General features: G+C 64.7%; 10 protein-coding genes. 3 read left to right on the top strand and 7 right to left on the bottom strand.

Translation table 11 applies throughout. From position 1 onward, the window contains the following. Window positions 1-143 precede the first annotated feature (143 nt). A complete protein-coding gene (locus NG898_RS22700; protein WP_252694536.1) occupies window positions 144-1,043 on the bottom strand; it encodes a LysR substrate-binding domain-containing protein in 900 nt (299 codons plus the stop codon). Window positions 1,044-1,256: 213 nt separating this feature from the next. On the opposite strand from NG898_RS22700, the gene NG898_RS22695 reads away from it, so the two are divergent. Then, window positions 1,257-2,561, top strand: a complete 1,305-nt coding sequence (locus tag NG898_RS22695; protein ID WP_252694535.1) for an O-acetylhomoserine aminocarboxypropyltransferase/cysteine synthase family protein — start codon at window positions 1,257-1,259, stop codon at window positions 2,559-2,561. A gap of 22 nt (window positions 2,562-2,583) precedes the next feature. Here the strand turns inward: NG898_RS22695 and NG898_RS22690 are convergent, their stop codons facing one another. Then, the gene (locus NG898_RS22690) at window positions 2,584-3,501 is read right to left on the bottom strand and encodes a LysR family transcriptional regulator (RefSeq protein WP_252694534.1); all 918 of its coding nucleotides are present in this window, start codon (window positions 3,499-3,501) and stop codon (window positions 2,584-2,586) included. 255 nt (window positions 3,502-3,756) lie between these two features. Between NG898_RS22690 and NG898_RS22685 the strand changes: the two genes are divergently transcribed. Together NG898_RS22685 and NG898_RS22680 are read left to right on the top strand one after the other, a co-directional pair. Beyond that, a complete protein-coding gene (locus tag NG898_RS22685; RefSeq protein WP_252694533.1) occupies window positions 3,757-5,052 on the top strand; it encodes an MFS transporter in 1,296 nt (431 codons plus the stop codon). 53 nt (window positions 5,053-5,105) lie between these two features. Further along, window positions 5,106-6,305: a M20 aminoacylase family protein gene (locus tag NG898_RS22680; RefSeq protein WP_252694532.1), complete on the top strand. Its 1,200-nt coding sequence runs from the start codon at window positions 5,106-5,108 to the stop codon at window positions 6,303-6,305. Here the strand turns inward: NG898_RS22680 and NG898_RS22675 are convergent. The 5 genes from NG898_RS22675 to NG898_RS22655 all read right to left on the bottom strand — a co-directional run bounded on the left by NG898_RS22675 (window position 6,284) and on the right by NG898_RS22655 (window position 13,150). Further along, window positions 6,284-7,690, bottom strand: a complete 1,407-nt coding sequence (locus tag NG898_RS22675) for an amino acid permease (protein WP_252694531.1) — start codon at window positions 7,688-7,690, stop codon at window positions 6,284-6,286. The two genes, NG898_RS22680 and NG898_RS22675, sit on opposite strands and share 22 nt — an antisense overlap. Window positions 7,691-7,788: 98 nt before the next feature. After that, entirely contained in the window at window positions 7,789-8,274 is a 486-nt protein-coding gene (locus tag NG898_RS22670; RefSeq protein ID WP_252694530.1) for a hypothetical protein, read from the bottom strand. 22 nt (window positions 8,275-8,296) lie between these two features. Next, a complete protein-coding gene (locus tag NG898_RS22665; RefSeq protein WP_252694529.1) occupies window positions 8,297-10,237 on the bottom strand; it encodes a S8 family serine peptidase in 1,941 nt (646 codons plus the stop codon). Between the two features lie 291 nt (window positions 10,238-10,528). Beyond that, entirely contained in the window at window positions 10,529-11,545 is a 1,017-nt protein-coding gene (locus NG898_RS22660; RefSeq protein ID WP_252694528.1) for a helix-turn-helix domain-containing protein, read from the bottom strand. Window positions 11,546-11,632: 87 nt separating this feature from the next. Further along, a complete protein-coding gene (locus NG898_RS22655) occupies window positions 11,633-13,150 on the bottom strand; it encodes a sensor domain-containing diguanylate cyclase (protein WP_252694527.1) in 1,518 nt (505 codons plus the stop codon). Window positions 13,151-13,408 lie beyond the last annotated feature (258 nt).

Raw genomic sequence — 13,408 nt, 5'->3', positions numbered from 1 at the left:
ACGCCGGCCGGTGATTCGGCTCGGCTTTCATTGCGTGGACGGAGTGTAGGAACGGTAGCGTGCGTTGTGATGCGGCTCCCGCAAGGGCTCATGCGAGCGCCGCATAGTTCGGGTAAACGAGCAAACGGCCCGCCGATGCAGGTTCAGGACAGGCTCAGATGGCGCCAGAGTTTTTCCAGCAGCTCGTTGCGCGTGAACTGGTTGCGATACACACGCAGGTCCAGATCAAGCGACCACGTCGACCCGCCGGCCGGCACCAATACGCCGGCGGCAAGCTCCGCCTCGATCGAACTCTTTGGCAGCCAAGCAATGCCTTCACCGGCGAGAAGCATCTTTTTGAGCATTTCGGCCATGTCAGACTCATAGTCGAGCCGCAGGAACGGTTGCGCATCGGCCTGGCTCAACAGCAGCGCCAGGCAACGGCCGAAATAGCTCGTGGGGGTGTAAGAGATGAGCGGCAGCGGCCGGTTGGCCGTGCCGGGCAGGCGGTGCATCGGCCCTAGCCGCGCATTGGGCTTGCTGACCGGCATGAAGGTGTCGCGGCCGACCGTCAGGCTGGGGTACTTGATCGGGTCAAGATGCAGCGGCAGGTTGGGGTGGTCGTACGCGAACATCAGGTCGCAGGTGCCGTTGACGAGCATGAGCACCGAGTCGTGCACATTGCCCGGAATAATGCGCGCGCGCAGGTTGCCGATGTGCTTGCCGACCGTCGCCAGCCAGGTGGGCAGGCAATTCAATGAGATGGTGTGGCCCGCCGCAATCTGCAGCCCCGGCCCGGGCATGCGGTGCTCCGAGCGAATGATGGCGCGTGTGTCGATCAGCTTGCTCAGCACGTCATCCGCGGCCTCTTCAAACAGGCGCCCGGCTGCTGTCAATGTGGGCGGATAGGTGCTGCGATCCACCAGCTCCGCGCCCACCCACTGCTCCAGCGCCTGGATACGCCGGCTGAAGCCGGACTGGGTGACATTGCGGATTTCCGCCGCCCGCGAAAAGCTCTGGTGCTGCGTGAGGGCAATAAAGTCCTCGATCCATTTGACTTCCATGTCCCCCTCCGGCGCCGTGCGTTCAATGCTGTGGAGGCTATCCGTTCGGCTCACGCGAGGTGGCACGTGTTTACCCTAGGTATGCGATATCCGCATGACCGCATGCGGCCTCCGCATCGTGCCGCTTCACGCATAACCAAAGATAAAAACGGTCGTTCCCTCAACCGCAGGGCTGCCCATATGCTCGCCGGACCAACCTTCCGGAGACGCACCATGACGCAGCCGTCCTTGAGCACCGCCCCCGCCTGGAAACCCGACACCGTGGCTGTCCATGGCGGCTACAGCGCAGACCCGACCACTCGCGCGGTGGCGGTACCGATCTACCAGACCGTTGCATTTGCGTTTGACGACACACAGCACGGCGCCGATCTGTTCGACCTGAAGGTGCCGGGCAACATCTACTCGCGCATCATGAACCCGACCAACGATGTGCTGGAGAAGCGCATTGCCGCGCTTGAAGGCGGCATCGGGGCGCTGGCGCTGGCGTCGGGGCAGGCGGCGGTCACGTACGCGATCCAGACGATTGCGGAAGCGGGCGACAACATCGTCTCGGCCAGCACGCTGTACGGCGGCACCTACAACCTGTTTGCGCACACGCTGCCGCAGTCGGGCATCACCACGCGGTTTGCCGACCCGCGTGACCCTGCATCGTTCGAAGCGCTGATCGACGACCGCACCAAGGCCATCTTTGCCGAGACGGTCGGCAACCCGCTGGGCAACATCACCGACATTGCCGCGCTGGCCGAGATCGCGCACCGCCACGGCGTGCCGCTCATTGTCGATAACACCGTGCCGACACCGTATCTGACACGGCCCTTTGAGCACGGCGCCGACATCGTTGTGCATTCGCTGACGAAGTATCTGGGCGGCCACGGCACGAGCCTGGGCGGAGCGATCGTCGATTCCGGCAAGTTTCCGTGGGCGAAGCACAAGGCGCGCTTCAAGCGGCTGAACGAACCGGACGTGAGCTACCACGGCGTCGTCTATACGGAAGCCCTGGGCGACGCGGCGTACATCGGCCGCGCTCGCGTGGTGCCGCTGCGCAATACCGGCGCGGCGCTGTCGCCGTTCAACGCGTTCCTGATCCTGCAAGGCATCGAAACGCTGGGCCTGCGCATCGACCGCATCACGCAGAACGCCGCGCACATCGCCCGGCATCTGCGCGGCCACGCCAAGGTGGAGTGGGTCAACCATGCAAGCCTGGACGACCATCCCGACCACGTGCTCGTGCGCAAGTACCTTTCAGGCAAGGCGCCGGGGCTGCTTACGTTTGGCGTGAAGGGCGGCTTTGCCGCTGGCGCGCGCTTCCAGGATGCACTGCAGTTGTTCACGCGGCTGGTGAACATTGGCGACGCGAAGTCACTGGCCACGCATCCGGCATCGACCACGCATCGGCAGCTTTCTGAGGCTGAACTCGCCAAGGCTGGCGTGCGGCAGGAGACGATCCGGCTATCCATCGGCATCGAGCATATCGATGATCTGCTGGCCGATCTGGATCAGGCGCTGGCGTTAGCCTGATCGGGCACAGAACCGCGCGGGTTCACGGCTGCGCCGGCTGCTCCGGATAGGCTTGCTGCAACGCCTGTGCCAGCGCGTCATACAAGCGCGCGCCGAGCGCTGTCAGAACGTGGCGGTCCCGCGTGAGCAGGGAGATCACGCGCTCGGGCATTGGTTGATCGGTCTCGATGAACTCGATCGTCTGACGGATTGTGGGCGAGCGCGTCGATTCGCTCGACAGCAGGAGCAGGGCGTCCGATTTCCAGCACAGCTCGAGCAGCAGCGTCATGGAATTGCATTCGACCACGCGCTCGGGCGGGGCGAGACCGGCATCGGCAAACAGTCGGTACAGCGGCGAGTGCTCGTCAGCAAGCGAATCGGGGGCAAGCCACTCTTCTTGCTGCAAGGCATGCAGGGGCTGATGGCCTCGCAGTGGGTGGCCCTTGCGTACGCCGATCAGCGTCTGCGCGCGGCAGACCACGGTGTGGTCGAAACCGCGCTCGCCCGGCTGCAACTGAGACGTCAGGGCAAAATCGATGGCGCCCTCGCGCAGCAGTTCCAGCAATTGGCCCGGACGTGCCTCCAGGATGCGCAACCGCGCATTGGGAAACTCGCGCCGGAAAGTCACCAGGCAGTCGGCCACCGGCCCGATGAGCGCGGTGACGGGGGTAACGCCCACCGTCAATTCGCTCGTCACCGCCCCTTTCATGTCTTCCAGGTCTTCTCGTGCGCGCTTGACGCTTTCGTTGATCAAGCGTGCATGCCCGACCAGGCGCTGGCCATACGGCGTAAGCCGGATGCCCTTGCTGGAGCGTACGAACAGCGTTGCGCCCACGCTGGTTTCCAACTCCTTGATGGTCTTGCTGAGCGCGGGCTGCGTGACGTGAAGCAGGCGCGAGGCCTCCTGGATGCTGCCCGTCTCGGCAACGGTGACCAGTGCGCGTAGCTGGTTGAGCTTCATAGGTGTCCTTGATACACGGCGCAGCGAAGGGTTGGCATGCCACGCCGTCAGCCAGCAACTGTACTGTGGAATCCTCCTCGGGCGGCCGTTGGGCTAGCCGGGCAGGCTGGGATGAGCCTCCCCGCCATAGCCAACAGCTATAGCCATGAAAAAAAGCGAGAGGCGGAATCGGCCCGACAGCTCCTACTATTGCCCTTCAATCCAGCGCATTGCGGGACGCTCATAGAAGCCCGCTCGACTGGAGGAGACATCAAGATGGATGCCCAGATCGCCGTGCCCGCTGGCGCCCCGCGCCAAGGCACCACCACCGTGCCCCCACATTCCAGCCGCGCTGTCGTTGCCGCCGCCATCGGCAACGGGCTCGAAATGTACGACTTCACGGTCTATAGCTTTTTTGCCGCCACCATCGGGCGATTGTTTTTTCCGTCGAGCAGCCCGCTGGCCTCGTTACTGTTGTCATTCGCCACGTTTGGCGCGGGCTTTGTCATGCGGCCGCTGGGCGCTGTGCTGATCGGCAACATGGCCGATCGGCGTGGCCGCAAGGCAGCACTCACACTGACGATTGCATTGATGACGGCCGGCACCGCGCTGATCGCCTTCACACCGAGCCACGCGACGATTGGCGTGACGGCAACGGTGCTGGTGGTGCTCGGGCGCTTGCTACAGGGGCTGTCGGCCGGCGGGGAAATCGGCGCGGCGTCGGCCCTGCTGCTGGAATCGGCCAGCAAGGGCCGGCGTTGCTTCCTGGTGAGCTGGCAGGCAGCCACGCAGGGCGCGGCGGCGCTGCTCGGCGCATTGAGTGCGGCCGGTGTGAGCGCCGTACTCAGCCCGGAGGCTTTACAGAGCTGGGGCTGGCGGCTGCCGTTCTTGGTGGGCTTGCTGATCGCGCCGGTCGGCATGTATATCCGCCGGCATCTGAAGGAGACGCACGAGGCCGCCCCGCACGGAAGCGTGGTCGATGTGCTTCGCCAGCATGCGCGCACGCTGGTGCTGGGCATGCTGCTGATGACGGGGGCTACTGCGTCCATGTACATCCTGATCTTCTACATGCCCACGTACCTCATCCACTCGTTGCACATGCCGGCTGTCACGGCATTTCTAACGGCGTGCGTGGCGGGGTTAACCATGCTGGTCATGTCGCCGCTGTTTGGTCTGATTGCCGACCGCCTGCCGACGCGCAAGCCGATGCTGTATGTCGCGTCTGCGGTCAGCCTGTCGTGCACGTACCCAGGCTTCGTGCTGCTGTCTTCCGGTGCGGGGTTAGCTCTCACCATGGGGTTGATCGCGCTGGGCGTGACGTTCATGTCGGTCAGCAATGGCGCGGGCGCGGCGCTGCTGATGGAAGCCTTCCCGCGCCAGCATCGCGCAACCGGCATGTCGGTGATGTACAGCCTCGGGGTGACCGTGTTCGGCGGCTTTGCGCCGCTCGTCGTTACGTGGTTGCTGGGCGTAACCGGCAACCCGATGGCACCGGCCTGGTATCTGCTGGCCAGCAGTGCAATCAGCCTGGGCGCGCTCACGCTGTTCCCGACGTATCCCGGCCGCGATTGAGATTGATACCGCGCCATCGTTGCTTTTACCCAGTTCGCCTCTGACCTAGCACCATGTACCTCGATCCGAATTCACCCAGCATCCCCCAGGCCCTGCACGTGGGCGCTGACCGCTTTGCCGAACTGCGTCATCGCATCCATGCCAATCCGGAATTGGGTGCCGACGTGCCGCACACCTCCCAGCTCGTCGCCGGTCTGCTGCGTGAATGGGGCTATGACGTGCACAGCGTCGGTGGCCACGGCCTGGTGGGGCAATTGAAGGTTGGCAACGGCAAGCGCACGATCGGCCTGCGCGCCGACATGGATGCGTTGCCCATGCAGGAGCGCACAGGCTTGCCCTACGCCAGCCAGGTGGACGGTCGCATGCATGCGTGTGGCCACGATGGCCATACCGCCACGTTGCTTGCCGCCGCCGAGCACCTGGCGGCCACGCGCAACTTCAACGGCACCCTGAACCTCATCTTCCAGCCCGATGAAGAGGGCCTGTCCGGCGCCGTGGCCATGATGGAGGATGGTCTGTTCGAGCGCTTCCCCTGCGATGGCATCTACGCTTTCCACAACGCGCCCGGCTTGCCGCTGGGCGTGGCCGTCGTGCAGAGCGGCCCGCTGGGCGGTTCGTCAGATCGTGTGACGGTGACTTTCAGCGGGCGCGGTGGCCATGGCGCCATGCCTAACCTGGCTGTGGACCCGACGCTGGCTTTGGCGGCAACGGTCGTGGCGTTGCAGGGTATCGTCTCGCGCAACGTCGCGCCTGTGGATGCGGCCGTCATCAGCGTTGGGCAGATGCAGGCCGGGACAACCCACAACATCATCCCCGAAACGGCCATGCTCAAGTTGAGCGTGCGCGCCACCAAGCCGGAGGTGCGCGAGCTGCTGGAGACGCGCATCCGCGAGGTCATTACGCACCAGGCCACATCCTATGGAGTGCGCGCAGAGATCGTCTACGAGCGGTTGGTGCCAGCCATCTGCAATACGCCCGAGCAGACCGCCTTCGCGCGCCGTGCCGTGGCGAGCGTGCTGGGCGAGGAGCGCGTCATCCAGGTGCCACCGTCCTCGCAGATGGGCAGTGAAGATTTTGCCTGGATGCTGGAGAAGCGCCCTGGCTGCTACTTCGCGCTGGGCAACGGTTTGGGCGGCCAGTGGGTCGGCTGCTCGTTGCACAACGACGGCTACGATTTCAACGACAAGCTGATTCCGATCGGGGCAGCGTGCTGGGTAGCGCTGGTGGAGGATCAGTTGCGCGCAGACGGCTGACGCGCAGTCGACTCCCCCAGCCTCGCCTGCCGGAATACCAGGGTCATCACCAGCAGGAACGGCACACCCACGACCAACGTCATGCGGAAATCCGCCATCCACGCCGTACTGACGATGATGGCCGCCATTGCGACGGCCCCGATGACGGTCAGCACCGGAAAACCCCACATGCGAAATCGCAGCGTGCGCCCTTCGCGTTCGGCTGCGCGGCGAAAGCGTAGGTGCGTGATGAAGATGACGAGCCACGTAAAGAGCGCGCCGAACATCGCCAGCGCCATCATCAGAAGAAACGAGTGCCCCGGCAGCACCACACTTAGCACGGCCGCCAGCGCAGCCCCGGAACTGGACACGGCCAGCGCGCGCAGCGGCACGCCCCGTTGGCTCACCACACCGAGTGCCCTGGGGGCCTGCCCGCCACGTGCCAGGCTGAACAGCATGCGCGTCGACACATACAACTGCGCGTTCATCGACGACAGCGCCGCCGTGAGCACCACAAAGTTCATCACGCCCGCTCCGCCGGCAATGCCGAGGATTTCCATCACGCGCACGAACGGGCTCTTGCCTGTGCCGGCCTGCTGCCACGGCACCACGGCCAGCATCAGCGCGAGCGTGCAGAGATAGAAGAACACCAGCCGGAACAGCGTGGAGCGGAATGCGCGGGTGGCGGCTGCTTCCGGCTCGCGTGCCTCACCGGCGGCCACGGCAATCAACTCGATACCGAAGAAGCTGAAGATGCTGACCACCGCGCCGAACCACACGCCATTCCAGCCGTGTGGCACAAAGCCGCCCGCGCTCACGTAGTTGTGAAAGCCGATCGGCCCGCCTTCGGGTGCGCGATGGATGGCATAGCTCGCCACCGCCAGAAACGCGACGATCGCCACCACCTTGATCATCGAGCACCAGTATTCGGCCGCGCCGAATACCTCGACGCTGCTGGCGTTGATCCACACGAGCACGGCAGAGAAGCCCACGATCCATACCCAGGCCGGCACGCCCGGAAACCAGTACGCCATGTACACCGCCACCGCCGTCACCTCCGCGCCGATCACGAAGACGACCGCCGCCCAATACGCGTAGCGCACCAGGAAGCCGGCAAGCGGGCTCACGTAATGCTCGGCATACGCGCCGAAAGAGCCGGTGGTCGGGTGGGCCACGACCATCTCGGCCAGGCAGCCCATGAGCAGCAGGGCGATGAGCGCCCCGATGGCGTAGCTTGCAATCACGCCCGGGCCGGCCAACTGGATGGCTGCGCCACTACCTAGGAACAAGCCGGTGCCGATCGCGCTGCCGATGGCGATCATGGCGAGTTGTGCAGAAGAGAGACGGTGCTGCAGGCCGCCTTCGCGTGCGGCCAGCGCTTCGAAGCTGCCGGTGGCCTTGGTCATGGTGTTGTCCTGACGGGGAAAAGGCCGGGATGATACGCCGCTCCATGCAAAACGCCCCGCGCGGCGGCGGGGCGTCTTGTGCAACTTGCGTTAGAGAATCAGCGCGCCACGGGCTTGGCGTACTGGATCGGAACGTCCACGCGCGCCTGCGGCAGTGTCTTCTTGAGCTGCGTGCGCGCGTTCACAGCGTCCTGGAACGAAGCGAAGCGCAGGGTGCTGATGTTCAGGTGCCCGTAATACTCCGCCGACACGGGCGTTGCCGGCAGGCTGCTCACTGCCTGGCGCACGCTGTCGACCGGCACCTGCGAGACGACCACCTCGTTGCGGCTCTCGCCCACCACACCACGCTCATTGGCCACTTGCGTGACGGCTGAGGATGACGCGCCCGCAGCCTTGGTGCGCGTGCCGCTGGAGAGCACCTTGAACGACTGCGATTCGATCTGCACCGTCGGTGCGCTCGCGTACTGGGCCAGCTCTTGCGTGCTCAGGTGCTTGCCCACCATCACGTCGGCCGCCTGGCACGCCGAAGCCATCGAGAGGAGCGCCGCCAGCGCCACGGTCTTCATCAGGGTTGTATTGATCATGTTGATTGGTCTCCGAACGGGCTCACTTGGCAGCAATCACGCGGTACTCCACGGCCAGCGGCGTGGCGAGCGTCACGGTGTGGGTGCCGCCCTGGGGCTGGTACGTCGAGCAGGTGTTGCTCGGCACGCCGCTGACGGCGTAGACCTCCCATGTGCCGGCCGCGTTCTCACCATAGAAGGCGTAGCTGCCCAGGCCGTACTTGTTCACGGTATCGACGCCGTTGTTGTAATAGCCGTTGTACGGCAGGGACAACGCCGACACCGTGCCCGAGGGCGATTTCACAAAGAAGCCGACACTGCCCACGCACACCGAGCCCGATACGCGCAGCTGCAGCGCGTCGACCTTGTCTGTGCCCGACACGTTGAACTGGCCGAGCTTCTGCACCGCGCCGTAGTTGAACTGGTTCACGTTGGCAAAGGCCGCCGCGAAGTCCGGCACCGACAATGCTGCCGGCTTGTAGGCGACATTGGCCTTGGCCATTTTCACCGCCGCTGATGCATCGACCAGACCGAAGCCGTACCACGTGGAATATGCATAGCCGGCGGCATTGGTCTGCCAGCCGTAGTCCAGCCGCGCGGTGGTCGCGCCGTCAGTCAGTGCGGCGCTGGTATCGCCAGTGGCGGCGCCCGTAAGCAGGTCGATTCGCGCGTTACGGCCGTCACGGCTGCCGTAATCGGTGTCGATCTTGCGAGCCGTCGCGCGCAGGATTTCGCGAACATCGCGCCACGTCAGGTTCGGGTTGGCTGCCAGCATCAGCGCGACCACGCCGGACAGCGTGGGCGTGGCTGCCGATGTGCCGTTCATGCTCGAGTAGTCGCACTTTGCGTTGTCTTTCAGGTTGGTGGCGGTGCCTGGAATCGCAAAGTCATTGGTGTCGTCCGGATTGGCTCGGCTGTAGCCGCGTGCACAGCCGGTGAGGTCGGTCGAGAAGATCTTTGGCCCGCTACCCACCTCACCGTATTTGCCGCCGTTGCCGTATTCGCCGCCCAAGCCTGTGATCCAGTTGACCGATCCGGCGTTGGAGTAGCTCGACTTGATGCCTTGCGCATTTGCCGCCCCGACAACGATTACGCCAGGCTCCAGCGCTTCCGGATCATTGGCGGGATTCTCGCAGCCGATCATGCCGGCGGTGCCGCCCACGGTCGGGCACGTGCGCGGCGGAAGGTTGATGTCGTCGTTGATGGATTCATATTCATTGCCCGACGCCTTGAGCATGACCAGACCGCGGCCGTTGCGCAGGTTCGGGAAGGCGCGTACCGCGGCCTGTGTCGAGGTGGACGTGTCGTACTCCAGCGGCGCCTGCGGGTTTGCGCCGTACGACGCATTGATGAGGTGGCCGTTTTTCGACCAGGCTGCGCCGCCATAGGCTGCGGTGATGTCGGGGTTCGCCGCGCCAATAAAGCGCGCTCCGCCCAGCGTCGCGCGTGGCGCAATCCCCATGACGCCCTTGCCGTTCTGCGCCGCGGCGATGATGCCGGCTACGTTGGTGCCATGCGCCTCCTTGATGTTCGCAGGAATGTCTGCCGGTGTCGGATCGTTCGAGCCATCGTCGAAGTTGTGCGTCATGTCCGAGTTGGCATTGGCGAACAGATCTTCGTTGTGCACGTCGATGCCGTCGTCCAGCACGAGCACGTTCACGCCCTGGCCCTTGATGCCGGCCTTGTGCGCGTCTTCCACGTCGATGTCGGTCGTGCCGTTGGCCACCAGGCCGAACGCCGCGAAGAAGCTGGTCGCTTGCTTGAGCGCCCATTGGTAGGCGTACAGCGGCTCGGTGCTGCCGGTCTGGCAGGCGTACTTGGCATCGACGCCGGTTTCTGCGCACGTGGATGCGGGCGGCGTATTGCCACCCGTGTTGCCGCCGTTGTTGGCGGTATTGCTACCTGAGTCTCCGCCGCCGCACGCGGCCAGGGCCACGGTGGCGAACAGCGTCAAGGCAAGCGTTTTTCCCGTAATGTCTTTCACGAGACCCCCGTTTTGTCGTTGTGTGTTGTGCAAAGCGCGGGATGTCCGCACCGCTTTGACCTGTTCGACGAAGAGAGGGCACGTCGCGCGTGCCCGCCGCGAGCGCATGGGCGCTCATCAGGTCGGGCCGGATGCTCGCATGCACGTCAGCTGGGATTCAACGACGAAAGGGGCTGCGCGCGCGAACCGGTTCGGCCGTCGCGCGAACCTGTCAGCGCGTCTCAGTCTTGGAGGCGGCAGGGCGCGGGAGGTGGGAGAAAAAAGGGAGCGCGGGGAAGGGAGGCGCGCGCCTCAGCGCATCTGCATGACCCAGGTGCGCCAGTCCTTGTGTTGCACGAAAGGCATGGCAGCGGCGCGGCCTTCGATGGCCAGCATGCGCGTCTCACGTGGCGACATGCCAGAGGCGCGGCGGTATGCGCGTGTAAAGTTCGATGCGTCGGAAAAACCGTAGGTCTGCGCGATCTCGGCCACCGAGCGGTGCGTCTGCGATCGATCGGCCAGGATCGCGTGGCACTGGCGCAGGCGCTGCGTGCGCAGGTAATTGAAGAAGCCGCCCTCGCGCTCGAACAGCCGGTACAGCGTGGCGCGCGAGATACCGAATTGCACGGCCACGCCTTCGGGCGAAAGCGCGAGATCGGACAGGTTGTGCTGCACGTGCCGGCAGATCGACGCAAACAGGCTTTCCCTCACGGCCGGCGCATTGGCTTCGGTCACCTGGCAGTTGATGGCGGCCGCAGCCAGTTGCAGCGTGCCCGGGATGACGGCCTGCGCCTCGGCATCACTCAACTTCCCGACCGATTGATAGAGCGAACAGAGGTGATCGCGCAGCAGCCCAACCATCGGGGCATCGCCGCGCAGCACGCGCATGCTCAGTTCGTCCGGTGCGCGCAGCAGCGGCGCCAGCAGGCGTCGTGGCACGGCCAGGCTCAGGAAGCGGCTGTTGGTCGTGCTTGTGGCGAGCGGCTGGGCAGCGTCGACGATGAACAGATCGCCGGGGCGTGTGGCGGTGCCGGTGGCGCAGTCGCGCTGTCCGCAACTGCCTTCCAGGTAATACTGGAGCACGTAGACATCCATGCCGTCGCGCCCCAGCTTGGAGCGGGACCGGTCATAGTGCTGTGCGTGCGCGCTGATCATGCCCACACCCGTCTCGCCGCAAAGATAAGCGTCGACGCTGGCCTGAAAGCCATGCGACTGCGGCGCGGCGGAGCGCGTATCGAACAGCACGTTGATGGCATCTCGCCACGCCGCAAATTGATGCTCGCGCGGCAGCGCAGACGTATCGAAGTGGGAGTGCGGAGGTTTGCTCACAGCGTTTTCCTGAAAGTCATGCGCATTGTGCAGAAGCGATGGCCGATGATGGCATGCCCCCAAAGTGGGGTGCCTGACGGGGCTGGACTAGACCACCGCCAGCTTCGGCCGCTCCTGTCTGGGCATGACCACGTTGCGGCCCGCCGCCTTGGCCTCATACAGGCGCCCGTCGGCGAGGTGGATGAGGTCTTGAACGGTATCGTCCGCCGCGGCGATGCCCGAGTGGGAAGCCACCCCGATGCTGACCGTCAGCTTGCCGTACGCGCTTCCCACGTTGGGCTCGTCGGCGCCTAGCACGGCGGTGCGGATGCTTTCGGCCACGCGCATGGCGCCGTTGAGGTCCGTATTGGGCAACACAGCACAGAACTCTTCGCCGCCGTAGCGGCCGGCAAAATCGCCGGGGCGCTTGATGCTGTCGTTGATGCAGCGTGCCACCGTGCGCAGCGCGGTATCGCCGGCGGCGTGGCCGTACTTGTCGTTGTAGGGTTTGAAGTTGTCCACGTCGATCATCAGCACCGACATCGGGGTGTGATGGCGATTGGCGCGACGCCATTCAACGTCCAATGCCGAGTCCAGCGCGCGGCGCGTGCCGAGTCCGGTCAGGCTGTCGGTATTGGCCAGCAGGTGCAATTGCTGCTCCATATCGAGCCGCTTGCGCAGTTGCTGCGCAAAAAGGAACGACAGCACCATGAATACCGCGTCGAGCATCAGCACGATGCCGCTGATCACCCATGCGCGCTGCCGCCACTCCGCGTAGATGTCTTCGGTAGCCAGACCGACCGTGACCATCAGCGGGTGGTCGCCGATATGGCGGAAGCTGAACAGGCGCTCGATGCCATCGATGCCGGCGACGTCTACGTAGGAGCCTTCCGGTGCGAGCAGCCGCTTCTGGAAGGCGGGGGCATCGGCCAGGCTGCGGCCGATGAGTTTTTCGCTGTACGGGCGCCGCATGAGCAGCGTGCCGTCGGTGCGTACCAGCGTCACGGTTGCGTGGGGGCCGAGGTTGATGCCGTCGAATAGCCGACGGAAGTAATTCAGGCGCAGCGTGCCGACCACGATGCCGTTGAATTCGCCATGCGGGCCGTTCAGCCGCCGGCTGAGTCCGAGCGACGTATCCAGGCCACTCACGCGCGGGGTAAACGGCTCGCTGATATACAGCCCGACGTTCGCGGATCCCTGATGCACCTGGAAGTAGTCGCGGTCGCCCAGGTGAATATGCCGCGGCGGTACCGAACGGGAATCGAGGATCACGTCGCCGACCTTGTCAGTCACCAGCAGGGAGCCCAGGTCCTGCGCGTTGGTCGACCGGTCGAACAGCACCAGTTGGCGCACGGCGGGCGGCAACGCCAGCATGGCAGGGTCGCGCACACCGTCGATTACGGCCTGCAGCGACAGGTCGTACACCTCGATGTTGCGCGCGATGTCACGTTGCAGGATCAGCGACAGGTTGTCAGCGGCATCACGGGCGCGGGCCAGCGCGTCCGTGCGCATTTCCCAGAGCGAGAGCGCGGTGAGCGCGGCCAGCACCGCCGACAGCACCGACGCGCCGATGATCAGCAGGGAAGGCCGCCGTAGGAAGGCACCCGTGGCGCGCTGTAAAGGCATGCGCAGAATTGTGAAAATATTGAAAACGTTAGCCTCGATTGTGTACCGGACACCACCTTTCTACGCAATACTATGTAAGACATTTTCTGCAATAAAAACGTTTGCGGCGGTCGATTTCATCCTGGCTACGCAACGTTTTTGGCGGCAGGTGTGCAGCTTGCTGATCCTCGACTGATTGCCGCACCCGCGGCGCTGGGCATGTTGCCCACCCGACAGATGTGCATTCCGCCCCCCATGCCATCGTGTCAGGCCAGCTTT

It is taken from the genome of Ralstonia mojiangensis, assembly GCF_023955645.1.
In the GTDB taxonomy this organism is placed as follows: Bacteria; Pseudomonadota; Gammaproteobacteria; order Burkholderiales; family Burkholderiaceae; genus Ralstonia; species Ralstonia mojiangensis.
The sequence above is the reverse complement of the archived record's forward strand: the minus strand, read 5'-3'. Positions and strand labels throughout refer to the sequence as shown.

Excerpts from the sequence above, each read along its gene's own strand:
- NG898_RS22700 (WP_252694536.1), bottom strand. The coding sequence starts at position 1,043 with ATGGAAGTCAAATGGATCGAGGACTTTATTGCCCTCACGCAGCACCAG.
- NG898_RS22695 (WP_252694535.1), top strand. The coding sequence starts at position 1,257 with ATGACGCAGCCGTCCTTGAGCACCGCCCCCGCCTGGAAACCCGACACC.
- NG898_RS22690 (WP_252694534.1), bottom strand. The coding sequence starts at position 3,501 with ATGAAGCTCAACCAGCTACGCGCACTGGTCACCGTTGCCGAGACGGGC.
- NG898_RS22685 (WP_252694533.1), top strand. The coding sequence starts at position 3,757 with ATGGATGCCCAGATCGCCGTGCCCGCTGGCGCCCCGCGCCAAGGCACC.
- NG898_RS22680 (WP_252694532.1), top strand. The coding sequence starts at position 5,106 with ATGTACCTCGATCCGAATTCACCCAGCATCCCCCAGGCCCTGCACGTG.
- NG898_RS22675 (WP_252694531.1), bottom strand. The coding sequence starts at position 7,690 with ATGACCAAGGCCACCGGCAGCTTCGAAGCGCTGGCCGCACGCGAAGGC.
- NG898_RS22670 (WP_252694530.1), bottom strand. The coding sequence starts at position 8,274 with ATGATCAATACAACCCTGATGAAGACCGTGGCGCTGGCGGCGCTCCTC.
- NG898_RS22655 (WP_252694527.1), bottom strand. The coding sequence starts at position 13,150 with ATGCCTTTACAGCGCGCCACGGGTGCCTTCCTACGGCGGCCTTCCCTG.